This window comes from Kitasatospora sp. NPDC056651, from assembly GCF_042792155.1.
GTDB lineage: Bacteria > Actinomycetota > Actinomycetes > Streptomycetales > Streptomycetaceae > Kitasatospora.
The window spans coordinates 1-24,070 of record NZ_JBHTWX010000126.1; the positions used below are offsets into that span (position 1 = coordinate 1).

A 24,070-nucleotide genomic window follows, 5' to 3' on the forward strand; every position below is an offset into this window, starting at 1 on the left:
GGGGGCTGTTTTTGTTTAACACCCCCCGGGCCCCCGCCCCCCGTTTCCCGGGGGGGTCCGGGCCCTGCCGCGTTCTCCCGGGTGACTCCCGTCTCAGATACTAGGAAATCCAAGTATTCGTGCAGACACGGCCGGGGCGGGGTCGTACCGTGGAAGGGCCATACGGTGTGCCGCCCCTGTAGCCAGGGCTTCGCGGCCCGTGTGCGCGTGCGCCTTCACGAGCAGGCGATCCCTGCTTCCGCGCTCCCCTCGTCTTCCTCGCGCTGACCCCCCGCAGCGCCGCTTCCAAGGAGCCCGGTATGTCGCCGACCGCCGACCGCCACGTCACGTCCGCCCCCGCCGCCACCCCCGCCCGCGCCCCGCGCCGCCGCCGGGCCGTCGAGCGGAACCCCTTCGCGGCCGCCGCCCTGCAGCGCTCGCTGGACCGCCGGGACAACGGCGGTGCGACCGGCCACCACTGAGGCCGTCGTCGCGGCGGGTGGCGTTCATCCTCCGAATAGGCCGAACGGGCCGGTTCGATGTCACCCAGTAGAGTGCAACCTCGGTCCGTCCGAGGGAAGTTGCTCGTCCCCGTCGGCGCGATCATCCTAATTTGGGGCCCTCGGAGGGGTGATCGACGTTCGCGTGGGCGGGCGTCAGCGGCACGGTGTGCGGATCTGTCCCCCTGCCGGGGGAAAGGGCCCAGTGCGTCTGCCACCCGTCCGCCGACCCGCCGCCCGGATCGGCCTCACCCTGGCCCTGCTGGCCGCCAGCGCCGCCCTCGCCGCCACCCCGGCGGAGGGCAGCCCGCCGGCCGCGGGGCCACCGTCCACCGGTCCGGCCCCGGGCCGAACGGTCTCCGTCCTGCTCGAACTCACCACCGAGGCGGCCGGCCCCGCCTGGCGACGCGCCGCCGACGGTGCCCGGCGGGCCCGGCGCTCCCCGGAGGACGTCCACCGGGAAGCCGCCCGGGCCGGCGCGGCCCAGCGCGCCCGCGCCGGGGACGCGCTCGACCGGCTCGCCGGAGCCGTCCACCGGGCGGCGCCCGCCGCCCGCGAGCTCTACCGCACCCGCACGGTGCTGGCCGGCCTCGCGGTCAGCGCGCCCGCCGACCGGCTGCCCGCGCTGCGGGCGCTGCCCGGCGTCCGGGGCGTCCACCCGATCGTCAACAAGCGGCGCGACAACGCCCACTCGGTGCCGCTGACCGGCGCCCCGCAGGTCTGGGCCGCGGGCCAGTCCGGCGGCACCGGCCGGGGCACGCGGATCGGGATCATCGACAGCGGCATCGACTACACCCACGCCGACTTCGGCGGCCCCGGCACCGAGGAGGCCTTCCGCTCGGTCGAGCGCGGCAAGCCCGCGCCGCCCGCGCTGTTCCCCAACGCCAAGGTGGTCGGCGGCCGGGACCTGGTCGGCGACGACTACGACCCCGACCCCGCCTCCCCGCACCACCAGCCGGTGCCGCACCCGAGCGACAACCCGATCGACTGCGTGCGCAACGGGCACGGCACCCACGTGGCCGGCACCGCGGCCGGGTACGGCGTCACCGCCGACGGCCGCCCGTACACCGGTCCGTACGGGCCCGGGCTGGACCCGGCCGCCTTCCGGATCGGCCCCGGCACCGCCCCGGGCGCGCAGCTGTACGGGATCCGGGTGTTCGGCTGCGACGGCTCCACCGACCGGGTCGCCGAGGCGCTCGACCTGGCCGCCGACCCGAACGGGGACGGCGACCTCAGCGACCGGCTCGACGTCGTCAACCTCTCGCTCGGCAGCCACTTCGGCAGCACCGACGACACCGACGCACTGGCCGTCGACCGGCTCGCCGAGCTGGGCACCGTCGTGATCGCGGCGGCGGGCAACGACGGCGACGTGTACGCCATCGGCGGCAGCCCCGGCACCGCGGCCCGGGCGATCACCGTCGCCGCCTCGGTGCACGGGCACGCCGACGTGGACGGCATCACCGTGCTCGCCCCCGCCGCCGGAGCCGGGGTCGTCCCGGCCCACTGGAGCGAGCGCTACCAGGGCTGGTCCAGCACCGAGGTCAGCGGCGAACTCGCGCTGCCCGTCGACCAGTCGGACGGCTGCACCGACTTCAGCGAGGCCGACCGGCAGCGGCTCAAGGGGCGCATCGCGCTGCTCGACTGGCGCACCCGCGAGGCCGACCGGCCCTGCAACTCCGGACCGCGCGCCGACCACGCCGCCGACGCGGGCGCGATCGGCGCGCTGTACGCGGCCGACTCCGACCACCTCGCCGAGATCTCCGGCGACGACCGGATCCCGGCCGCGCTGCTGGCCCGGGCCGACGGCGAGCGGCTTCGGCGGGCCGTGGCCGCCGGGCCGGTGCGGGTCCGGCTGGCCACGCCCGGCAACCCGCTGCACGGCTCCGTCGCACAGGACCAGCCGGGCCGGGCCGACACCCTGACCGACTTCACCTCGCGCGGCATCGGCGTGCCCGGCGTGGTCAAGCCCGACCTGGCGGCCCCCGGCGAGAGCATCTGGTCCACCCTGGTCGGCAGCGGCACCGGCGGCCAGCGCGAGAGCGGCACCTCGATGGCCACCCCGCACGTGGCCGGGCTCGCCGCGCTGGTCCGCGCCGCGCACCCGGACTGGACGGTCGAGCAGGTCAAGGCCGCGCTGATGAACACCAGCGTGGACACCTACCTCGGCGACGACCGCACCGGGCCGGTCTACGGGCCCTCGCGCACCGGGGCCGGGCGGGTCCGGGTGGACCGGGCGGTACGCACCCCGGCCGTCGCCTACGCGGCGGGGGAGGGCGCGGTGGAGGGCGGCGTCGGGGTCTCCTTCGGGCCGGTCGAGGTCGGCGGTCCGACGACGCTGACCCGGGAGATCGAGGTGCGCAACACCTCGGGCTCGCCGCTGGGCTACCGCACCTCGTACGCGGCGGCCACCGAAGTGCCCGGCGCCTCGTACCGGGTGACGCCGGCCCGGGTGGACGTCCCGGCCGGCGGCACGGCACGGGTGCGGGTGACGCTGTCCGTGCCGGGGCGGCTGGGGCGCGCGCCCGACCCGACCATCGACACCGTGCAGGGCGGCAGGGCCCGCAGCTACCGGGCCGAGCTCTCCGGGCGGGTGCTGCTCACCCCGGTCGGGGACGACGGGCTGCCGCAGCTGAGGGTCCCCGTGCTGGCCGCCCCCCGCCCGGTCGGCGACCTCACGGCGACGGCCGCCGTCCGCACCGCCCGGGACGGCACCCTGGTCGCCCTCGGCGGCCGGGCCGCGCCCGGTGAACAGCCCGGCCTGGTCAGCGCCTTCGCGCTCGGCGGCGAGGGGGCCCGCTGGCCCGACTGCCCGCCCGGCGCCGGCGGCGTGGCGGCCGGGCCGGGGGCGGGCATCCGGCCCAAGGACACGGGGGAGGGCGCGGGGGAGGAGGCGGACGAGGTCTGCGTCGAACACCCGGGCGAGCGGTCCGCCGACCTGCGCGCGGCCGGGGCCGCCGTCGACTCCGAACTCCTGTACGTGGGCGTGCAGTCGTGGGCGCCCGCGACCACCCCGGTGGGGCTGTACGGGGTGCGGGTGGCGCTGGACACCGACGGGGACGGCAGCACCGACGTCATCCTCAAGGCCGACCGGCAGCGCGGCAGCGACGTGCTGGTCTCCCGCGCCCTGGACGCCCGCACCGGGGCCGAACTCGACGTCCAGCCGCTCAACGCCCGCTGGGGCGACACCGACACCGGGCTGCTGGACAGCGACGTCCTGGTGCTGCCCGTCCGGCTGAGCGCCCTGCCCGGCGTCGCACCCGGGCACAGCACCGTCCGCTACGGGGTCTGGACCGGCTACGCCGGGGGCGGCACGCCGGACGTGACGGAGGCGCTCTCCGCCATCGGGCTGACCGGCACCACCCCCTCCGTCCCGCTGGACGTCCTGCACCCGGCGCTCACCGTCGAGGCCGGCGTCGGCGGGCCGACGGCGGTGACGGCCCCGGTCGGCCCGGGCAGCGTCCTCGCCGTGCACCGGGCCGAGGGCGACACCTCGCGGCTCCTGCTGCTCCACCACCTCAACCCGGCCGAACGGCGGGCCCAGGTGCTCGACCTGCCGTGACCCGCGCAGGACGGGGGCGGCCCGCCGGGGCTCCGGTGGGCCGCCCCCGTGGCGTCCGGGCCGTCCGGGGTGCCCGCGCCGTCCGGGGTGTCGGGGTGCCGGGGTGAGCCCCCGTCACGTTCCGGGGGCCCGCGCCGCCCGGCGGCGCTCTCGGCGCGGGGCGCCGGCGGGGCGGCGGGACAGGCGGGCGAAGGCGGCCACCAGGACGAGGACGCCCGCGGCGGCGGAGGCGACGGTGAGGCCCTCGGTGAGGCCGGGCGGGCGGAAGGCGCAGGCCACCCGGGAGGCGCCCCCGCCCAGGGGGACGCCGATCATGCCGAGGACGGGGGTGGGGGCGGTGCGCCGGCCGCCGTCGACGGCGCAGGTCCAGCCCTCGGTGGCCGGGACGGACAGCAGCGCCGTGCCGGTGGAACCCGCCGGGAGGGTGGCGGTGAGGGTGTGCCCGCCGGCCTCGACCCGGGTGGCGCCGGTGGCGGTGAGGCGGGCGACGGCGGCCTCCAAGGCGCCGGCCCGCAGGCAGCCGATCGGGCGGGCGGGGACCTGGCTCACCACGTCCGAGCGCAGGGTCACCCGGACCACCCCGTCCGCCGGGACGGTCCCCAGCCGCTGGATCGGCACGGCGGTGGTGGGCTGGTCGCCGTCGCTGCGGAAGCCGGTGCCGAGGCCGCTGACCGTGCCCCGGTACCAGAGCCCGTGGAAGAAGGCCGTCCCGCCCGGCGTGCACGCGGCGGTGAACACCGTGCCCTCCGGGCCGCCCGGCACCGACCAGCCGCTGGTGCCGTGCAGGGTGGGTGCCGGGCCGCCGGCCGGGACGGGCAGCGGGGCGTCGTACACCTGGCTGCCGAGCAGCGACTCCTGCCGGGACCAGACCGAGGAGGTGTCCGGCCGGGCGCCCGGGGGCAGCACGGTGACCAGCGGCGGGGCGGCGCTCCGAACGGGGACGGGGGCGGGGACGGGCACGGGGACTGGCCCGAGCGGCGGCGGCCCCCCGTCGAGGTGGGTGCGGACGCCGAACAGCGCCTGCCCGACCGGGTCGGTGACGCTCGCGGTCTGCCGCCCGCCGGCCGTCCAGCCCGCGCCGAGGTCGTGCAGCAGCAGGGCGGCGACGGTCGGCAGGTAGCTGCTGAAGTAGCCGCCGCCCTGGCCGTTCAGCAGCAGCGGGTCGTTGGGGGTGAAGGCGTGCGGGCCGGGGTCGCTGCGGCCGCGCGGCCAGTCGGCGGCCGCGCGCAGCGCCGCGTGCCCGGCCCGGACGGCCACCGGGGAGACGCCGTCGGCGGGGGCCGCGCCGAGCGCCGCGTACCCCGACCAGACGGCGTTGCCCAGCACCGCGCCGCCGATCACCCAGGTGGCCAGGGTGTTCGCCCGCCGGTCGGGGTGCCGGCGGTCCAGCACCCACAGCGCGGCCGACAGGACCGCGCCGCCGACGGCCAGCAGCACCCAGGTTGCGGGGCGCACCGCGTGCCGGCTCGCCGCCAGGGCGGCGATCACCGCCACCGCGGCGGCGCCGCCCAGCAGGGTGAGCAGGTCCGGCCGGTGCGCCAGCGAGACCCAGCCGGCCAGCACCAGCAGCCCGCTCAGCACGAAGGCCACCCGGTACGGCCCGCCGGCCGGGATCGCCAGACCGTGCCAGACCAGCACGGTCGGCGTCCAGAGGAAGCCGACCGCCACCAGGGCCAGCGCCGCGCACCAGAGCGCGCGCTCCCGCGGTCGCACCCGCCGGTTGAACGGCAGGCCGCACACCACCAGCAGCCCGAGGACGCCGATCGCCGCGTCCGGCAGCTGCTGGCCGCCGTGGGCGGCGGGCAGCAGCCGGGCGAGGTGGCCGCCCAGGCCGGACGGGCCGAGCGGCTCGACCGGGGACTCCGGCTGGGCCCGGCGGGCGGCCCGGACCGCCACGAACAGCACGGGGGAGGCGAGCAGCACCCCGGTGACGGCCATGGTGACGGCCCGGCCGGTGGCCCGGACCCGCAGGCGCGGCGGGCGCGGGGCGGCGAACAGCCGGACGGCGAACAGCAGCCCGGCCGCCAGGGTGGCCAGCGCGGCGGTGTACAGGTTGCCCGCCCAGGCGAGGGCGACGCACAGCGACCCGGCCACCCAGTGCCGTTCGCGCAGGCACCAGTCGGCGGCGAGGCCGAGCAGCGGCAGCGAGACCAGGCCCCAGAGCCACATCGGGGCGGCCCCGCCGACGTCCAGCACCCAGGCGCACAGCCCGTACCCGACGGCGGCGAGCGCCCGCAGCCGGTGCGGGCCGGGGTGGAGGCGGCCGAGCAGGCGGGCCATCAGGGCGGTGCCGAGGCCGATGGTGGCCAGGGTGACCAGGAAGACGGCGAGCGGGCCCTGGTCGCGGGGGAGGAGCGCGGTGGGCCAGGAGAAGGGGTTCATGAGGTAGGCGAAGAAGTCCGCCAGGAACGGGACGCCGTAGCCGCTGTTCCAGTTGACCAGCAGGTCCCCGGCGGCCTGGCCGTGCAGCAGGTCCCACAGGTGGGCGTGGTACGGCACGGCCACCGCCCGAGCCCCGGCCGGCCACTGCCCGCGCAGCCCCGCCGCCAGCGCGTACCCGCCCGCCGCCAGCCCCGCCGCACCCCCGCAGACCAGCGCCTCCCGCCGTCGCCCGCCCATCCGCACCCCGCTCCCCGCGATCCGCGATCCGCGATCCGTCGAACCCCGCCACCCTAAGCACGCCGCGGAGCCCCGGCGGTCACTCGCGCTCCCTCGAAAGGGTGGCGTCCGAGGAAGCGTCGCCGAGTAGCCTGGGATGGCCGTCAGGATGCCCGTATGGGAGGAACCCATGAGCATCGCGCCGTACCCCGACTGGATTCGGCCTCCTGCTGGTGGCTACACCGCAGAGGACCTCGACCGGCTGCCTGATCTCCCGCCGCACACCGAGCTGCTCGACGGGAGCCTGATCTTCGTGAGTCCGCAGACGAAATTCCCCGTCCGAGCGAAGCGGGTGCTGGAACGGGGGTTGGAGAAGGCGGTTTTGGAAGGCTGGGAAGTGTGGCCGGAGATGACGGTCACGCTCGACCGCCGGAACCGGACCGAGCCCGATCTGCTCGTGGTCCACGAGGACTCGGACACCGGCTATCGCCAGACGGGCTTCTCCGCCGAGCACGTCCTCCTCGCGGTCGAGGTCGTTTCGGAGGAGTCCCGCGAGCGGGACCGGGAGATCAAGCCGCGCAAGTACGCGGCAGCCGGGATTCGTCACTTCTGGCGCGTCGAGTGCGACGAGGGCCGCCCGGTCGTCTACACGTTCGAGCTGGAGCCGGCGTCCAAGCGGTACCTCCCGACCGGGATCCACCACAAGCAGTTGAAGGTCGATCAGCCGTTCGAGATCGAGATCGACCTGACCTGACCGTCCGCATGGTGGACGCGAGGTGTCAGCACCTGGGACGGCGGAGTAGGGTCCGAGCATGTCTCGCACCATTCGTCTCGCAGTTGTCCCCGGTGACGGCATCGGCCAGGAAGTGGTGGCCGAAGGCCTCAAGGTCCTGGGTGCCGCGCTTCCCACCGACGTGAAGCTGGAGACCACCGAGTACGACCTCGGGGCCCGGCGCTACCACCGGACCGGCGAGACGCTGCCGGACGACGTGCTGGCGGAGCTGAAGTCCCACGACGCGATCCTGCTGGGCGCCATCGGCGACCCGAGCGTGCCGTCGGGCGTGCTGGAGCGGGGGCTGCTGCTCAAGCTGCGGTTCGCCTTCGACCACCACATCAACCTGCGTCCGGGCCGGCTCTTCCCCGGGGTGAAGTCCCCGCTGGGCGGCGAGCCGGAGATCGACTTCGTGGTCGTCCGCGAGGGCACCGAGGGCCCGTACGTCGGCAACGGCGGCACGCTGCGCACCGGGACGCCGCAGGAGGTGGCCACCGAGGTCAGCCTGAACACCGCGTACGGCATCGAGCGCGTGGTCCGCGACGCCTACCGCCGGGCGCAGGCGCGGCCGCGCAAGAAGCTCACCCTGGTGCACAAGAACAACGTGCTGGTGCACGCCGGTCACCTGTGGACGCGGATCTTCGCCGAGGTCGGCCGGGAGTTCCCCGAGGTCACCACCGACTACCTGCACGTCGACGCGGCGACGATCTTCTTCGTCACCCAGCCGGAGCGCTTCGACGTCATCGTCACCGACAACCTGTTCGGCGACATCCTGACCGACCTGGCCGCCGCCGTCACCGGTGGCATCGGCCTGGCCGCGAGCGGCAACATCAACCCGAGCGGCGAGTTCCCGTCCATGTTCGAGCCGGTGCACGGCTCGGCGCCGGACATCGCCGGCCAGGGCAAGGCCGACCCGACCGCCACCGTGCTGTCGGTCGCGATGCTGCTGGAGCACCTCGGCTTCGCCGCCGAGGCCGCCAAGGTCGAGGCCGCCGTCGCGGCGGACCTGGTCGAGCGCTCGGGCGCCCGCAGCACCTCCGAGGTCGGCGACGCGCTCGCCGGCCGAGTATCCGGCTAGCGGGCCGGATCCGAGAGCGGAGTTCCGGCCGACGGGCCGGATCCGAGAGCGGAGTTCCGGCCGACGGGCCGGATCCCACAAGGTTTCCGGCCCCGCGGGCCGGACCGCATAACCGCAGTTCGCGGCCCTCGAAACAGGGCGGGCGGCTGTTCGGCACGGCCCTCTGGATGCGAGTATCGACAGTGGGCCGTGCCGTTGTGCGTCCGTTCCGGTGATTTTTGCCGAAACGTACCTTCAGCGGTGGCGGCCCGGACCAACCACACGGTGAAGGAAACAGCCATGAGCACGGCCACCCAGGCACCCATCACGTTCGACCTCAAGCCCTCCGCCAACCCGCTGCCGGCAGCGGAGCGCGAGGCCCGGCTGGTCAACCCCGGCTTCGGCCGGGTCTTCACCGACCACATGGTGACCATCCGCTGGACCGAGGGGGTGGGCTGGCACGACGCCCAGCTCGCGCCGTACGCGCCGCTGGAGATCGACCCGGCGAACATGACCCTGCACTACGGTCAGGCGATCTTCGAGGGCCTGAAGGCCTACCGCCAGGCCGACGGCTCCATCGCCACCTTCCGTCCGGAGGCCAACGCCGCCCGCTTCCAGGCCTCGGCCCGCCGCCTGGCGATGCCGGAGCTGCCGGTGGAGACCTTCGTCGAGGCCGTCGAGCTGCTGGTCCGCCAGGAGCGGGAGTGGGTCCCGAACGAGCCGGAGCAGAGCCTCTACCTGCGCCCGTTCATGTTCGCCACCGAGGTCGGCCTGGGCGTCCGCCCCGCCAACTCCTACATCTTCATGATCATCGCCTCCCCGGCCGGCGCCTACTTCCAGGGCGGCATCAAGCCGGTCTCGGTCTGGCTGTCCAAGGAGTACGTCCGGGCCGCGCCCGGCGGCACCGGCGCCGCCAAGTGCGCGGGCAACTACGCCGCCTCGCTGGTCGCCCAGGCCCAGGCCGCCGAGAAGGGCTGCGACCAGGTGGTCTGGCTCGACGCCGCCGAGCACCGGTGGGTCGAGGAGATGGGCGGCATGAACCTGTACTTCGTCTTCGGCGAGGGCAAGGACGCGAAGATCGTCACCCCGGAGCTGTCCGGCGCGCTGCTGCCCGGCATCACCCGCGACTCGCTGCTCCAGCTCGCCTCCGACCTCGGCTACGCGGTCGAGGAGCGCCGGATCTCCACCGACGAGTGGCAGCGGGGCAACGCCGACGGCACCCTGACCGAGGTCTTCGCCTGCGGCACCGCCGCCGTCATCACCCCGGTCGGCTCGGTGAAGTCCGCCGCCGCCGACTGGACCGTCGGCGCCGGCGAGCCCGGCCCGGTCACCATGGAGCTGCGCAAGGCGCTGCTGTCCCTCCAGAGCGGCCAGACCCCGGACGCCCACGGCTGGCTGCACAAGATCGCCTGACCCCGTGCCCGGGCGTCCCGAGACACCGGGGCGCCCGGGCCGTGGCCTCGAAGCGTTCCGCTCGTTGACGACCGCGGACCGGAAGGAGGGGCTGTGACCGCATTGCCTCACGCGTACACCGGTACCGCCGGCGACGAGGGCAAGAGCCTCCTGGAAGTCTTCCTGGCTTTGGAGCTCCGCTCGACCTCCCCGAGCCCTTCGGCTTCGCCCTGGACACCGCCGGCCTCTTCGAGCAGCCGCACAGCCGTCCCGCATCGCGAGACGGGCGGACCGGAATCCGGAGGGCTGTGCGAGACTCCGAGGGTGTCCTCGCTTTCGCTGATTATTAGCAGCAGGCGCGCCGGTCCGCAGTGACCGCTTCCGCAGGACCCGATGCGGAGCGACCACTAGCGTCCAGACCCGCGCGCAGACCTCTCGCACCCGCGAGGGGTCTTTTTGTTTCTCCCGGACCGGCCGAGGGCCCCCACAAGGGGCCCGGGGACACCGGGACCGCGCGCGGGATCATGGACAGTGGAGCCGGGACCAGAAGAGTCCGGCAGAGCAGTACCAACCTCCCCGAAACGGAGAACCAGGGGTCATGACCGAGGTCACCCGTACCGATGACAGTTTCCACGTGTTCGACACCACGCTGCGCGACGGAGCGCAGCGGGAGGGCATCAACCTGACGGTGGCGGACAAGCTGGCCATCGCCCGGTACCTGGACGAGTTCGGGGTCGGTTTCATCGAGGGCGGCTGGCCGGGGGCCAACCCGCGGGACACCGAGTTCTTCGCCCGCGCCGCCGACGAGCTGGAGCTGCGGCACGCCGAACTGGTCGCCTTCGGCGCCACCCGCCGGGCCGGCGGCAAGGCGGCGGAGGACCCGCAGCTGGCCGCGCTGGTCGCCTCCGGGGCGCCCGTGATCACCCTGGTGGCCAAGGCGCACGACCGGCACGTGGAGCTCGCGCTGCGCACCACCCTGGACGAGAACCTGGAGATGGTCCGGGACAGCGTCGAGTTCCTGCGCTCCCGGGGCCGGCGGGTCTTCATCGACTGCGAGCACTTCTTCGACGGCTACCGGGCGAACCCCGAGTACGCCGTGGCGGTGGTGCGCGCCGCGCACGAGGCCGGCGCGGACGTGGTGGTGCTCTGCGACACCAACGGCGGGATGCTGCCGGGCGGCGTCCGGGAGATCGTCGCCGACGTGCTGGCCAGGACCGGCGCCCGGCTCGGCATCCACGCCCAGGACGACACCGGCTGCGCGGTGGCCAACACCCTGGCCGCGGTGGACGCCGGCGCGACCCACGTGCAGTGCACCGCCAACGGCTACGGCGAACGGGTCGGCAACGCCAACCTGTTCCCGGTGGTCGGCGCGCTGGAGCTCAAGTACGACCGCCGGGTGCTGCCCGAGGGCCGGCTGGCCGAGATGACCCGGATCTCGCACGCGATCGCCGAGCTGGTCAACCTCACGCCCTCCACCCACCAGCCGTACGTCGGCTTCTCGGCCTTCGCCCACAAGGCGGGCCTGCACGCCTCCGCGATCAAGGTCGACCCGGACCTGTACCAGCACATCGACCCCGAGCGGGTCGGCAACACCATGCGGATGCTGGTCTCCGACATGGCCGGCCGGGCCTCCGTCGAGCTCAAGGGCAAGGAGCTCGGCTACGACCTCTCCGGCGACCGGGACCTGGCCGGCCGGGTGGTCGCCAAGGTGAAGGAGCAGGAGAACCTCGGCTACACCTACGAGTCCGCCGACGCCTCCTTCGAGCTGCTGCTGCGCGACGAGGTGCGCGGCAGCCGGGACCGCTTCTACACCCTGGAGTCCTGGCGGACCATCAGCGAGCAGGGGCCGAAGGGCTTCACGGGCAACGAGGCCACCGTCAAGCTGTGGGCCAAGGGGGAGCGCCGGATCGCCACGGGCGAGGGCAACGGCCCGGTCGACGCGCTGGACCAGGCGCTGCGCACGGCCCTGGAGGGCATCTACCCGCCGCTGGCCGGCTTCGAGCTGGTGGACTACAAGGTCCGCATCCTGGAGGGCCAGCACGGCACCGGGTCGAAGACCCGGGTGCTGATCGAATCCACCGACGGCACCACCACCTGGTCGACGGTCGGCGTGGCCGACAACGTGGTCGCCGCGTCCTGGCTGGCGCTGGAGGACGCGTACACCTACGGCCTGATCCGGGCCGGCCTGGAGCCCGCCGAGTAGTCGGCGCCCGACACGCCCGTGGCCCGCCGGACTTCGCGTGAAGTCCCGCGGGCCACAGTCGCGCGCGTTCACCGCAGTCGGGCGAGGAGGGCGTGTTCGACGAGGGTGATGAGGGCGCTCTTGGCGCTGTCGCGGCGGCGGGCGTCGAGGGTGATGACGGGGGTGTCGGCGCCGAGTTGGAGGGCTTCGCGGACTTCGTCGGGAGTGTGGGGCTGGTGTCCGTCGAAGCCGTTGAGGGCGACGACGAAGGGCAGTCCGCTGTTCTCGAAGTAGTCGAGGGCGGGGAAGCAGTCGGCGAGGCGGCGGGTGTCGACGAGGACGATGGCGCCGATGGCGCCGCGGACGAGGTCGTCCCACATGAACCAGAAGCGGTCCTGTCCGGGGGTGCCGAAGAGGTAGAGGATGAGGTCTTCGTCGAGGGTGATGCGGCCGAAGTCCATGGCGACGGTGGTGGTCGTCTTGCCGGAGACGTGGCTGAGGTCGTCGATGCCGGCGGAGGCCGAGGTCATGACGGCTTCGGTGCGCAGGGGGTTGATCTCGGAGACGGCGCCGACGAGCGTGGTCTTGCCGACGCCGAAGCCGCCCGCGACGACGATCTTCGCGGAGGTGGTGGCGCGGGTGGGAGCGGCGGCGTTAGAGCTTGCGAAGTCCACTGAGGACCCTTTCGAGCAGCGTGACGTCGGGCTGGTTTCCGGATTCGCCGCCGGAAGCGGGCTGGTGGATGGCGACCAGGCCGGCCTCGGCCAGGTCGGCCACGAGGATGCGGGCCACTCCCAGGGGGAGGGAGAGCAGCGCCGACACCTCCGCGACGGATTTGACCTCCGTGCACAGCGTGCAGATCCGCTGGTGCTCGGGGAGCAGGGTGGCCAGGCGCTGCGGGTCGACGTCGGCGGAGACCAGGGCCTCCAGCGCGAGTTCGTAGCGCGGGCGGGTCCGGCCGCCGGTCATCGCGAACGGGCGGATCAGCGGGCCGGAGTCGGGTTCGTCCTCGAACTCCTCGACGTGGCCGGGCTCCTGGGCCGGTTGCCAGCCGGGGGCCGGATCGGAGGCCGGGTTCGGGTAGCCGGGCGCCGGGGCGCCGTACGAGGGCTGCCGGGCGTACTGGTCGTACTGGCCGTACTGCTCTTCGGTCCGGGGGTACGGCTGCTGGGGCTGCTGCCCGTACTGGTGCCGGCCGTACTGCTGACCGTGGCCGACGCCGGGTGCTCCGAAGGCGTCATGGCCTGTGCCAGGGTACGGAAGACCGTACTGGCCGCTGCGGTCGTCGGGCGGTGTCACGGTTCCTCTCCTCACAGGGTGCGGCGGTGCGGTGCGAGCTTCGGCGCAGGTCCGGAGCCGGTGGTGCGAAGGCCGTACAACGTCCGAACCCGAGCCCGCCGAAGCGGGCCCGGGAAGGACGCGGAGGTGCTTCGAATACCTGGACGGTATCCGACGGACCGTCAGTGCAGGAGACTGCCCTGGAGTTCCGCGCGGAGTGCGGGGGTGAGGACGGCGCCGGCGCGGTCGACGAGCAGGGCCATCTCGTAGCCGACGAGGCCGATGTCGGAGTCCGGGGCGGCCAGCACGGCGAGCGCGGAACCGTCGCTGACGGCCATCAGGAACAGGAAGCCCCGCTCCATCTCGACCACGGTCTGGTTGACCTCGCCGCCCTCGAAGATCCGGCTCGCGCCGGAGGTGAGGGAGGTGAGGCCGGAGGCGACCGCGGCGAGCTGGTCGGCGCGGTCGCGCGGGAAGCCCTCGGACATGCACAGCAGGAGGCCGTCCGCGGAGACCACCACGGTGTGGGACACCCCTGGGGTGTTGTCCACGAAATTGGTGATCAGCCAGTTCAGGTTCTGTGCGGCCTGGCTCATCTGAGTCAACTCAACGCTCCTGGTGGTTCGAGCCGCCGAAGAGATCGGTGCTCCGGTTCTGTCCGTTGCCGGACTGGTCTGCCTGATCGGGGTCGATCCGGAAGCTTCCGGTGTTACCGGCACTGCGGCCCTGCTCCACACCGCGGCGCAGGTTGGTGAGGCGGCCACGGACCTCCTCCGGGCTGCGGGAGACCTGCGGCCCGTCCTGCGGGGTGGACTTGGCGTTGCCGGGCACCAGGTTCTGCTTGGGCACGCGCCGTGGCAGACCGGCACCGGTGGTGCCGGCGGAGGAGGGTTCGCGCAGCTGCTCGGCCCGCTGCCAGTCGCCGTCGTTCGGCGACTGCCAGGCGGTGCTGGAGGTCGGGCCGGTCGGGCCGTACCCGCCGAGCGAGGACACGTCGTGGCCGCGCTGCTCCGCGGACCCCGAGGTGTCCTTGGCGCCGGCGAACCAGTTCGGGGCGTCGCCGGACGGGCCGGCGCCGGCCGGAGCGGCGCCGCCGCCCGCCAGTTGCTCGCCGGGGCGGCGCTGCGGCAGCCCGGACGGCAGGGTGGTGGCGGGCGCCTGCCCGGCGGCGGGCAGCGCGGGCGGCTCCGGGGCGTACGGGTGGCCGGCCGGGGACTCCTCGGCGGGGCGGCCGTACTGGTCGTAGCCGTCCTGGGCGTACTCGTCCTGCCGGTAGCCGTCCTGCTGGTAGCCGTACTGGTCGTCGGCGTAGTCCTGCTGCTGCTGGTAGCCCTGCGGGGCGTACTGGTCGTAGCCGTCCTGGGCGTACTCGTCCTGCCGGTAGCCGTCCTGGTCGTAGCCGTACCGGTCGTCGGCGTACCCGCCGCCGGCCGGGGCCTGCTCCTGGTAGTCCTGCGGGGCGTACTGGTCGTAGCCCTGCCGGTACTCCTCCTCGACCTCGGCGTCGACCACCGGCGGCTGCGGGGAGCTCTCCAGGGCCGCGCGGCGGACCTGGTCGAGGCGCTGCGAGCGCTGGACGGCCTCCAGGGCGGGGCTGAACCCGCTGGAGCCCGTGTTGCCGGCGCCGGTGAGGTGGTCGTCGAAGCCGAGCTCGGCCGCGCTGCGGGCGCGGTTGTCGGGCGCCCACTCGGCGGTCGGCTCCTGGTCGGCGAAGATCCGGGAGACGGTGAACTGCTCGTCGGGCTCCGGCGCGGGGCCGGACTGGGTGACGAAGGCCGGGAGCATGACCAGCGAGGTGGTGCCGGCCGACTCGCCGGACGGGCGGAGCTGGACGCGGATGTCGTGCCGCTGGGACAGCCGGCCGACCACGAACAGGCCCATGCGGCGGGAGATGGTGGCGTCCACCGTGGGCGGCTCGCCCAGCTTCTCGTTGATCTCCGCGAAGTCCTCGGCGGTGAGGCCGATGCCCTTGTCGTGGATCTCGACCAGCACGCGGCCGTCCGGCAGCCGGGTCGCGTTGACCAGCACCCGGGTCTGCGGGCTGGAGAACGAGGTGGCGTTCTCCAGCAGCTCGGCGAGCAGGTGGACGAGGTCGGTCACGGCGGCGCCGACGACGTCGACCTCCGGGATGCCGGAGAGCTCGACGCGCTCGTACTGCTCCACCTCGGAGGCGGCGGCGCGGAGCACGTCGACCAGCGGGACCGGGGTGTTCCAGCGGCGGCCGGCCTCCTCGCCCGCGAGGACGAGCAGGTTCTCGCCGTTGCGGCGCATGCGGGTCGCGAGGTGGTCCAGCTTGAAGAGGTTCTCCAGCTGGTCCGGGTCGGCCTCGTTGTTCTCCAGGTCGGTGATCAGCGCCAGCTGGCGCTGGATCAGGCTCTGGCTGCGGCGCGACAGGTTGGTGAAGATCGCGTTGACGTTCCCTCGCAGCAGGGCCTGCTCGGCGGCGAGCGCCACGGCCTGCTGGTGGACCTGGTCGAACGCCCGGGCGACCTCGCCGATCTCGTCCTTGCCGTGCAGGGGGATCGGGGTCACCGAGGTGTCGACCCGGTCGGGGTCGGTCTTGGAGAGCTTCTCGACCAGGTCCGGCAGGCGGTGGTCGGCGATCTCCAGGGCGGCGCTGCGCAGGGTGCGCATGCCGAGGATCATCGAGCGGGCCACGTAGCCGGTGAGCAGGCCGGCCAGGATCAGCGCCGCGACGACGATGACCGTGTTGAGGATGGCGTCGTAGAGCGCGTTGTCCTTGAGGCCGCGGGCGTCGTTGACGACGTCGTCCAGCAGCGTGACTTCGGTGTTCCGCAGTGCCTGGATGTGGCTGTCGGCGGCCTGGTTCCAGTTCTCCGACGTCAGACCGGAGTTCTTCGCCTCGGTGTACGCGGCGTCGGCGGCGGCCTTGCCCTTCTGCTGGCCCTCCGCGGCGGCCTGGCTGTAGCTGGCGCCGAGCTGGAGCAGGCCCTGCATGGTGGGCGCCATGCCGTTGGGCATCTTGTACGCCGAACGGTCCTGCGCGGTGGTCAGGGCCATCTGCGCGGCGGCGTACTTGGCGCCGTCCTCGGGGGCGGCACCGGTGTGGAACTCGTTGATGGAGACCTGTTCCAGCTTCTCCGAGATCAGGATCTGCTGGATGACGTCCTGGTTCTCGTAGCGCGTGGTGGCGTTCTGGTTGATGCCGACCAGCAGGTTGAGCATCAGCGCGCGCTGGGTCGAGGCGGCGGACTTGGCCAGCGAGATCGCGTAGATCGCGCGGCCCTTGCTGGTGGCGTTGGCGGAGCCCATGCCGACCGAGTTGTCGAAGGCCAGCAGCGGGTCGAGCAGCACCGAGTAGGCGTTGGCGGTGGCGCTGGCGAACAGTTCGGTGCCGTAGGCGTTGGCCCGCAGGTGCGGCAGGTCGGTCACCAGGGTCTGGAAGGCCTGGTGGCGGCGGGGGAGCTCGCCGGACTTGTCGGAGGCGGCGTAGGCGGCGTTGTACGCCTTCAGCGCGGCGTCGGTGTCACCCCGGCGCTTGGTCACCTCGTTGTTCGGGTCCTGCTTGGTGACCAGGGGTATGAGCGTCTTGTCGCGCTCGTTCTCCAGGGCCTCGGCGAGTTCGGTCGCCGCCTTGGCCAGCTCCGCGGTCTTCTCGGCGCGGGAGGCCTTGATGTAGCCGTCGACCGAGGTGTTCACGCGCAGACCGCCGAAGACGAGACTGATGACCACGGGGATCAGCAGGATCGCGATCAGACGGGCCGGCACGCGCCAGTTGCGGGGGCGGAGGAAGTCGTACCGGGTGGTGCCGCCGCCGTCGCCGGACGGGCCGGTGCCGCGGGGCGCCGCGGGGGCGGCCGCCGGCTCGGGGGCCGGGGCGGGGATCGGGCCGCGTTCCTCGGTGGGAGTGAACGCGGAGAACCCGGCCGGGTCCCCCGGGGTACCGTTCGGCTCGCTCTGGCGGGGCTCGGAGCGCCGCTGCGGGGCGGGTTGCTGCTTACGCCTCACTCGACAACTACCTCTCGGCCGACTGCCGGCCATGGATCAATCCAGCGCTACCCCCGGGCCCTGACCGGCCGCCGGACGGGCCGGGGCAGGAGAGATTCAGGGTCAGCTGGAATTTCAGCACGTGCAGGGATGGGGGACAAACAGCCGCCGTCCGGCGCCCTCGTCGGAACAATCAGGACATTCACTGACATCGCGGAGCAAAACCGTGGTCACCTGGCGCTGAGTGACGCTGATTCGCCACGTTGGGTCACTGTTGATCACGAAATGCCTACCGAACTGTTATCCGCTGCTTATGGACGGGCCCTGTGCGCGGCCCCCGGCGGCACCGGACAGCCGGCACCGCCGCCCCGACGGTCCGTGGCAGGACGGACCGTCAGGGCCGTACGGCTCCCCCCGCTCAGCGGAGCCGGGCGAGGAGGGCGTGTTCGACGAGGGTGATGAGGGCGCTCTTGGCGCTGTCGCGGCGGCGGGCGTCGAGGGTGACGACGGGGGTGTCGGCGCCGAGTTGGAGGGCTTCGCGGACTTCGTCGGGGCTGTGCGGCTGGTGTCCGTCGAAGCCGTTGAGGGCGACGACGAAGGGCAGTCCGCTGTTCTCGAAGTAGTCGAGGGCGGGGAAGCAGTCGGCGAGGCGGCGGGTGTCGACGAGGACGATGGCGCCGATGGCGCCGCGGACGAGGTCGTCCCACATGAACCAGAAGCGGTCCTGTCCGGGGGTGCCGAAGAGGTAGAGGATGAGGTCTTCGTCGAGGGTGATGCGGCCGAAGTCCATGGCGACGGTGGTGGTCGTCTTGCCGGAGACGTGGCTGAGGTCGTCGATGCCGGCGGAGGCCGAGGTCATGACGGCTTCGGTGCGCAGGGGGTTGATCTCGGAGACGGCGCCGACGAGCGTGGTCTTGCCGACGCCGAAGCCGCCCGCGACGACGATCTTCGCGGAGGTGGTGGCGCGGGTGGGAGCGGCCGCGTTAGAGCTTGCGAAGTCCACTGAGGACCCTTTCGAGCAGCGTGACATCGGGCGTTCCGCCCGACTCGCCCGCGGCGGCGGGCTGGTGGATGGCGACCAGGCCGGCCTCGGCCAGGTCGGCGACGAGGATGCGGGCGACACCGAGCGGGACGCCGGCCAGTGCGGAGATCTCCGCGATGGACTTGACCTCGCGGCAGAGGCTGACGATCCGGGCGTGCTCGGGCAGCAGCCCGCCGGCCCGGTCGGCCGAGCCGGTGGTGGAGATCAGCGCCTCGATGGCGAGCTGGTAGCGCGGGCGGGTCCGGCCACCGGTCATCGCGTACGGGCGGACCAGCGGCTGCTGCTCGTAGCCGTCGGACTGCTGCCCGCCGTAGCCGCTGCCGTACCCGTTGCCGTACGGGCCGGCGGGTGTCGAGGGCGGGGTCATGGGTCCTCCTTGTGCTGCAGCCTTGAGCAGCCGGTTCCAGCTGGGACGATGCCAGCTGAGGCGGGATCAGCTGCCTGAGGGTAGCTGAGAGGGTGCCGCCGGGTCCGGTCGGGTCGGACCCGGCGGGGCGGGTTGGACGGGTGGGCGGTTCCTCACGGGGCTCCGGTCAGTGCAGGAGACTGCCCTGGAGCTCCGCGCGGAGTGCGGGGGTGAGGACGGCGCCGGCGCGGTCGACCAGCAGGGCCATCTCGTAGCCGACGAGGCCGATGTCGGAGTCCGGGGCGGCCAGGACGGCGAGCGACGAGCCGTCGCTGACGGCCATCAGGAACAGGAAGCCCCGCTCCATCTCGACCACGGTCTGGTTGACCTCGCCGCCCTCGAAGATCCGGCTCGCCCCGTTGGTCAGCGAGGTGAGGCCGGAGGCGACCGCGGCGAGCTGGTCGGCGCGGTCCCGGGGGAAGCCCTCGGACATGCACAGCAGCAGGCCGTCCGCGGAGACCACCACGGTGTGGGACACCCCTGGGGTGTTGTCCACGAAATTGGTGATCAGCCAGTTCAGGTTCTGTGCGGCCTGGCTCATCTGGTTCAACTCAACGCTCCTGGTGATCTGCGCCGTTGCCGTCGTTCCGGCCACCGAAACTATCGAATCCGCCCTGCTGGGCACCATGCTGGAAGCCCGCCTGGCCGGCGGCCTGCTCGGCCCCGGCACGGCGGCCCTGCTGGATGCCGCGGCGCAGGTTGGTCAGTCGGCCGCGGACCTCCTCGGGCGCCCGGGAGACCTGCGGACCGGTCAGCGGCGAGGCCTCGGCGGTGCCGGAGACCAGGTTGGCCTGCGGGGTCCGCCGGGGCAGGCCCGACATGGTGACACCACTGGTCGAGGGCTCGCGGATCTGCTCCGCGCGGCGCCAGCGCTCGTCGTTCGCGGACAGGCGCCACGGGGCGTCGTCGGTGCCCGGCTGCGGCTGGCCCTGCTGCTGCGGCTGGCCCTGGTGCTGGGGCTGCTGCTGTGGCCGGCCCTGCTGCTGCTGCGGAGCCTGCTGCTCCTGGGCCTGCGGCTGGAGCTCCGGGGCGGAGGTGCCGGGGCGGCGCGGCTGGTACGGGCGCGGCCGGCCCTCGTCCTGCGGGAACCACGCCTGCTGGTCGGCGGGCTGCCGGCCGGAGGCCTCGGACGGGCCGGTCGGCAGTGCCATCGGCTCCTGGTGCGGCAGCGGCTGGGGCTGCTGAGGGGCCTGCTCCTGGCGCACCGGCTCCGGACGCGGCGGGTTCGGCACGTTCGGCAGCACCGGCTCGACCAGGCCGAGGCCCAGCGGGTCGCGCGGGTCGATCTGGCTGGCCTCGAAGCGCGGGCGGGCGAACTGCTGGGTGCTCTCCACCGGCGCCGGCTCGGCCGCCGGCAGCGGCTGGGGCTGCTGAGGGGCCTGCGGCGGCAGCTGCGGCTGGCGGTCGCGCTGCGGCGCGTCCGGGCCGGGGCGCTGCGGACCGCGCGGGCCCTGGGCGGCCGGGTGCCCGGGGGCGCCGGGGGCACCGGGGCCCTGCGGGGCCGGACGGCGCTGCGGCAGGCCCTCCTGCGGACGGTTGCCCGGGCGGGCGCCCTCCTGCGGACGGTTGCCCGGGCGGGCGCCCTGCTGCGGTGCGCCGGGGCGGCCGTGCTGCTGCTCGCCGGTCCGGGCGGCCGGACCGCCGTCGAACTCGGCACCGGGGCGCGGACGCTCCCGGCCGGGCTGCGGCTGACCCTGCTGCGGCTGACCCTGCTGCGGCTGACCCGACTGCGGCTGACCCGGCTGGGGCTGGCCGTTCTGGGGCCGGCCGGGCTGCTGCTGGCGGTCGCGGCGGGGCAGACCCCCGGGGTCGGCCTGCGGCGGGCCCTGGCGGCCCGGGGCGCGCTGCGGCAGACCGCCCTGCTGGGCCTGCTGCTGCGGGGTCTGCTGCTGCGGGGCCTGCGGCTGGGACTGCTGCTGCGGTTGGGCGGGCCTGCGGCCCTGGCCCGGCTGACCCGCACTCGGCTGACCCGCGCCCGGCAGGACGGGGTTGTCACGCAGCGACTGGCCGACCTGCCGGGTCGGCAGGCCGCCGCCGGAGCGGCCGCCGGGTGCACCCGGGCCGCCCCGCGGAGCGGGACCGGTCGGAGCCGCCGGAGCCGTCGGACCGGCCGGACCGCCCTGGCCGAGCTGCGGGCGGCCGCCCTGCGGGGCACCGCCGCCCGGGCCGGACTGGCCGAGCGCAGCCGGACCGCCCTGGCGGGCGGGTGGCACCTGGCGCTGCTGGCGCGGGGTCGGGGCGACCGGGCGCTGCTGCTTGCCCTGGCCGGAGCCGCCCCGGCCGGAGCCGCGGCGGTCGCCCGAGTTGGTGACGTCCACCGGGAGCATGACCAGTGCGGTGGTGCCGCCGGAGTCGCTGGGGCGCAGCTGGATGCGGATGCCGTGGCGCAGCGACAGGCGGCCGACCACGAAGAGGCCCATGCGGCGGGAGACCGAGACGTCCACCGTCGGCGGGTTGGCGAGGCGCTCGTTGATGTCGGCGAGGTCGTCGGGGCTCAGGCCGATGCCGGTGTCGTGGATCTCGACCAGCACGCGGCCGTCCGGCAGCGCGTGGCCGGTGACCCGGACGCGGGTCTGCGGACTGGAGAACGAGGTGGCGTTCTCCAGCAGCTCGGCGAGCAGGTGGACGAGGTCGTTGACGACGCGGCCGGCGACCTCGGCCGACGGGACGGCGGCGAGCTCGATGCGCTCGTACTGCTCCACCTCGGAGGCGGCGGCGCGGAGCACGTCGACCAGCGGGACGGGGCGGGTCCAGCGGCGGCCCGGGTCCTCACCGGCGAGGACGAGGAGGTTCTCGCCGTTGCGGCGCATGCGGGTCGCGAGGTGGTCCAGCTTGAAGAGGTTGGCCAGCTGGTCCGGGTCCGCCTCGCGGCTCTCCAGTTCGGAGATGAGCGACAGCTGGCGCTGGATGAGGCCCTGGCTGCGGCGCGAGAGGTTGGTGAACATCGCGTTGATGTTGCCGCGCAGGAGGGCCTGCTCGGCGGCGAGGCGGACGGCCTCGCTGTGCACCATGTCGAACGCGTGGGCCACGTGGCCGATCTCGTCGGTGGAGTCGACGGCGACCGGCTCGACGGTGGTGTCGACGTCGTGCGGGTCGGCCTCGGAGAGGGTCTTGACCAGCTCGGGCAGGCGGCGCTCGGCGACGTCCTCGGCCGCGGCCTGGAGGCGGGTCAGCGAGCGCACCATGGACCGGGCGATCAGACCGGCGCCACCGAGGGCGACGAGCAGCACCAGGGCGATCGCGACACCGATGATCAGGGCGTCGGCGTCGGCCTGCGACTGGAGGTCCTGGGCCTTTCCGTCCAGGTTCTCGATGAGCTTGGCCTCGATCCGGCGCTCGGCCGAGATCTTGGCGCTGGCCTTCTCGTACCAGTCCTGGTAGGTGACGACCTCGGTCTGGCGGATGCCGTTCTGGGTGAGGACCGTGCCCGCGTAGCGGTCCGCGTCGGCGACCACCGAGTTGTAGCTCAGCTGGCTGCGCAGGTTGTCCAGGTCGTGCGCGGTGTAGATGTTGTTGAAGCTCGCGACCGCGTTGTCGTACGAGGTGCGCAGGCGGATACCGAAGGACTCGTCGCTCGGGCTGAGGTCGGGGGACTTCGGGTTGGCGAGCGCGGCGCTGATCAGGGCCCGCTGCTGCGAGGTCGCGTTCTTCGCCAGCGAGAACTGCTGGAGCGCGCGGGTGGAGACGACCAGGTCCTTGTTGTTCGACGCGAGTGCGATGTCCTGGGTGATGGACAGCAGGTCGCGGATGATCACGTCGTAGGCGGTGATCGTCGACTGGATGTTCTGGTTGTTCTGGTACGGCGCGCTGCGGGTGTCCGCGATCGAGTTCAGGTCCTTGCGGATCTGGAGCAACAGTGCCTTGCCGCCGGACAGTTCGAGGTTCTCGAACTTGTCGGAGGACGCGGTGAAGGTGCGGCTCAGGTCGTCGGTGGACTTGCGGGCCGCGACGATGTCGTCGTCCAGCGGCGCGGTGGGGTTGCGGGTGATCGGACCGGCGCTGATGTCGCGCTCGGTCTGGAGCGCGTCCGCGAGGTTGGTCGCCTTCTTGGCCAGGTCGGACAGGTTGGCCATCTGGGCGAGTTGCTGCGAGTTCTCCATCGAGCTCTGGATGCGCAGGCCACCGAGGACCAGCGAGACCAGGACGGGGAGGGCGAGCAGCGCGATCAGACGGGTGCGGATGCGCCAGTTGCGCATCGCGAGCCGGTTCAGACCGGTGGCGCGGCGCCGGGTCAGGGACGTGCGGAGTTTGTCCCGGGTGGACTTCCGCTCCTGGCCGTCCTCTTCCGGCTGGTCGATGGCCCCGGGTGTCACCGGCTCGGCCGGGCCGCCGGGGGCCGCCGCCTGTTGGGGGGCTGCCACAGGCTCGCGCGACTCCGGGTCACCCGCGGCGCCGCTACCCCTTTTGAAACGTCCCTGCACTGGCGTCGCAACCTCTGGACCGGGCGTCCCGCCGCGTCGCCACGGCCTGGACGGTGTCGAGTTTCCATCCGCACCCCGGCCGGTCCGGGAGAGCGGGCACCGGGGTGGACCACTCCCTACCCACGGTCCGTCGCATTCCAGCACAGCCGGGGAATCCCAACAAGGGCCGTGGGGGCCATGTCGCGGACGCTACCGACCGCGTGTGCGATCTCACGGATTGTGCCGTAACGGGACCGGAATACCGCCTTTTTCGGACACTCGCCGGATACATGCCAAGAGAACCCAGGGCCTGGAAGAGTCACAGACCTTCCGAAATGCACCTTATCTGCCGAATGTCGGGAAATCCCGGTGCGGCGATATGTCGGATATTTGCCTTTTGCTTGGCATTTTGTGAGCAAAATCACAGTCTAATGTGTAGCTTTGGTCACGGTCTCTATGGAATGAGATCTCGTAACCTGGGCTGTCTCCGGAGCACGGCCCCGATCAGCCTGCCCAGAACCCTTCCGAATCAATCGGAAATCAATCAGTCCGGTGCCGATCCGCCGCGATCGGCCCGGCCGCGACCACGAGGTGCTCTCGATGTCCCAGGCGAAGAAGGCCACCCAGTCCACGCTGTCCAGCCGCCCCACGGCGAACCCGCGCCGGACGACGCTGGCCTCGGTCGAGGACTTCAGCAAGATCCCGGGCGCCCGCAAGCCCGAGGACGTCGTGACCTACGGCACCGAGCTGCCGGCCGTCACCGCCAACCCGCGCCGCACCCAGCTGATGGTCGCCCCGGTCGTCATCGTCCAGGACTGACCCCGCAGCGCTCCGCGGAGGGGGGGGGGGGGGGGCGCGCGCCCCCGCGCCCCCCCCCCCGCGGGGAGCCCCCCCGCGCCCCCGCCGGGCCCGCCGCCGGCCGCGGCCCCCCCCCCGCGCCAGGGGGCGGGGGAGGGG

The 24,070-nt window shown here is 73.7% G+C and carries 16 protein-coding genes; 7 read left to right on the forward strand and 9 right to left on the reverse strand.

What is annotated here, in order from left to right; all coding sequences use genetic code 11:
- Nucleotides 1–299 precede the first annotated feature (299 nt).
- Both ACFRAR_RS33290 and ACFRAR_RS33295 read left to right on the forward strand, forming a co-directional pair.
- The gene (locus ACFRAR_RS33290; protein ID WP_380703109.1) at nucleotides 300–461 is read left to right on the forward strand and encodes a hypothetical protein; all 162 of its coding nucleotides are present in this window, start codon (nucleotides 300–302) and stop codon (nucleotides 459–461) included.
- 223 nt (nucleotides 462–684) lie between these two features.
- Nucleotides 685–4,038 (forward strand): S8 family serine peptidase, encoded by a 3,354-nt coding sequence (locus ACFRAR_RS33295; RefSeq protein WP_380703111.1) that lies wholly within the window; start codon nucleotides 685–687, stop codon nucleotides 4,036–4,038.
- Nucleotides 4,039–4,152: 114 nt separating this feature from the next.
- Here ACFRAR_RS33295 and ACFRAR_RS33300 read toward each other — a convergent pair whose 3' ends face one another.
- Complete coding sequence (locus ACFRAR_RS33300; RefSeq protein ID WP_380703113.1) at nucleotides 4,153–6,657, reverse strand: YfhO family protein; 2,505 nt, start codon at nucleotides 6,655–6,657, stop codon at nucleotides 4,153–4,155.
- Between the two features lie 169 nt (nucleotides 6,658–6,826).
- On the opposite strand from ACFRAR_RS33300, the gene ACFRAR_RS33305 reads away from it, so the two are divergent.
- From ACFRAR_RS33305 to cimA, 4 genes are all read left to right on the forward strand, one after another.
- A complete protein-coding gene (locus ACFRAR_RS33305; protein WP_380703115.1) occupies nucleotides 6,827–7,390 on the forward strand; it encodes a Uma2 family endonuclease in 564 nt (187 codons plus the stop codon).
- Between the two features lie 58 nt (nucleotides 7,391–7,448).
- On the forward strand, nucleotides 7,449–8,486 hold the full coding sequence (locus tag ACFRAR_RS33310; RefSeq protein WP_380703118.1) for a 3-isopropylmalate dehydrogenase: 1,038 nt from the start codon (nucleotides 7,449–7,451) through the stop codon (nucleotides 8,484–8,486).
- A gap of 279 nt (nucleotides 8,487–8,765) precedes the next feature.
- Entirely contained in the window at nucleotides 8,766–9,878 is a 1,113-nt protein-coding gene (locus tag ACFRAR_RS33315; protein WP_380703120.1) for a branched-chain amino acid aminotransferase, read from the forward strand.
- Nucleotides 9,879–10,455: 577 nt separating this feature from the next.
- On the forward strand, nucleotides 10,456–12,060 hold the full coding sequence (gene cimA, locus ACFRAR_RS33320) for a citramalate synthase (RefSeq protein WP_380703122.1): 1,605 nt from the start codon (nucleotides 10,456–10,458) through the stop codon (nucleotides 12,058–12,060).
- A 68-nt stretch (nucleotides 12,061–12,128) separates the two neighbouring features.
- Here the strand turns inward: cimA and ACFRAR_RS33325 are convergent, their stop codons facing one another.
- The 8 genes from ACFRAR_RS33325 to ACFRAR_RS33360 form a co-directional block, all read right to left on the reverse strand.
- Nucleotides 12,129–12,713, reverse strand: a complete 585-nt coding sequence (locus tag ACFRAR_RS33325; protein WP_380703124.1) for an ATP/GTP-binding protein — start codon at nucleotides 12,711–12,713, stop codon at nucleotides 12,129–12,131.
- Nucleotides 12,694–13,338 (reverse strand): DUF742 domain-containing protein, encoded by a 645-nt coding sequence (locus ACFRAR_RS33330; protein ID WP_380703126.1) that lies wholly within the window; start codon nucleotides 13,336–13,338, stop codon nucleotides 12,694–12,696. The genes ACFRAR_RS33325 and ACFRAR_RS33330 overlap by 20 nt, the downstream gene beginning before the upstream one ends.
- Nucleotides 13,339–13,499: 161 nt before the next feature.
- Nucleotides 13,500–13,913 carry a roadblock/LC7 domain-containing protein gene (locus ACFRAR_RS33335; protein ID WP_030248297.1) on the reverse strand — a complete coding sequence of 138 codons (414 nt, stop codon included), beginning with the start codon at nucleotides 13,911–13,913 and terminating at the stop codon, nucleotides 13,500–13,502.
- 10 nt (nucleotides 13,914–13,923) lie between these two features.
- Nucleotides 13,924–17,286, reverse strand: a complete 3,363-nt coding sequence (locus tag ACFRAR_RS33340) for a nitrate- and nitrite sensing domain-containing protein (RefSeq protein WP_380703128.1) — start codon at nucleotides 17,284–17,286, stop codon at nucleotides 13,924–13,926.
- Between the two features lie 397 nt (nucleotides 17,287–17,683).
- On the reverse strand, nucleotides 17,684–18,268 hold the full coding sequence (locus ACFRAR_RS33345) for an ATP/GTP-binding protein (RefSeq protein ID WP_380703130.1): 585 nt from the start codon (nucleotides 18,266–18,268) through the stop codon (nucleotides 17,684–17,686).
- Complete coding sequence (locus ACFRAR_RS33350) at nucleotides 18,249–18,674, reverse strand: DUF742 domain-containing protein (protein ID WP_049658630.1); 426 nt, start codon at nucleotides 18,672–18,674, stop codon at nucleotides 18,249–18,251. Before ACFRAR_RS33350 ends, ACFRAR_RS33345 begins: the two co-directional genes overlap by 20 nt.
- A gap of 166 nt (nucleotides 18,675–18,840) precedes the next feature.
- A complete protein-coding gene (locus ACFRAR_RS33355) occupies nucleotides 18,841–19,254 on the reverse strand; it encodes a roadblock/LC7 domain-containing protein (RefSeq protein WP_380543478.1) in 414 nt (137 codons plus the stop codon).
- 10 nt (nucleotides 19,255–19,264) lie between these two features.
- On the reverse strand, nucleotides 19,265–23,074 hold the full coding sequence (locus ACFRAR_RS33360; RefSeq protein WP_380703132.1) for a nitrate- and nitrite sensing domain-containing protein: 3,810 nt from the start codon (nucleotides 23,072–23,074) through the stop codon (nucleotides 19,265–19,267).
- 591 nt (nucleotides 23,075–23,665) lie between these two features.
- Between ACFRAR_RS33360 and ACFRAR_RS33365 the strand changes: the two genes are divergently transcribed.
- Nucleotides 23,666–23,932, forward strand: coding sequence for a hypothetical protein (locus ACFRAR_RS33365; protein WP_380703134.1), 267 nt, complete (start codon nucleotides 23,666–23,668; stop codon nucleotides 23,930–23,932).
- The last annotated feature ends 138 nt before the right edge of the window (nucleotides 23,933–24,070 follow it).

Coding starts and splice junctions, on each gene's coding strand:
- ACFRAR_RS33290 (WP_380703109.1), top strand. CDS start 300: ATGTCGCCGACCGCCGACCGCCACGTCACGTCCGCCCCCGCCGCCACC.
- ACFRAR_RS33300 (WP_380703113.1), bottom strand. CDS start 6,657: ATGGGCGGGCGACGGCGGGAGGCGCTGGTCTGCGGGGGTGCGGCGGGG.
- ACFRAR_RS33305 (WP_380703115.1), top strand. CDS start 6,827: ATGAGCATCGCGCCGTACCCCGACTGGATTCGGCCTCCTGCTGGTGGC.
- ACFRAR_RS33310 (WP_380703118.1), top strand. CDS start 7,449: ATGTCTCGCACCATTCGTCTCGCAGTTGTCCCCGGTGACGGCATCGGC.
- ACFRAR_RS33315 (WP_380703120.1), top strand. CDS start 8,766: ATGAGCACGGCCACCCAGGCACCCATCACGTTCGACCTCAAGCCCTCC.
- cimA (WP_380703122.1), top strand. CDS start 10,456: ATGACCGAGGTCACCCGTACCGATGACAGTTTCCACGTGTTCGACACC.
- ACFRAR_RS33335 (WP_030248297.1), bottom strand. CDS start 13,913: ATGAGCCAGGCCGCACAGAACCTGAACTGGCTGATCACCAATTTCGTG.
- ACFRAR_RS33350 (WP_049658630.1), bottom strand. CDS start 18,674: ATGACCCCGCCCTCGACACCCGCCGGCCCGTACGGCAACGGGTACGGC.
- ACFRAR_RS33355 (WP_380543478.1), bottom strand. CDS start 19,254: ATGAGCCAGGCCGCACAGAACCTGAACTGGCTGATCACCAATTTCGTG.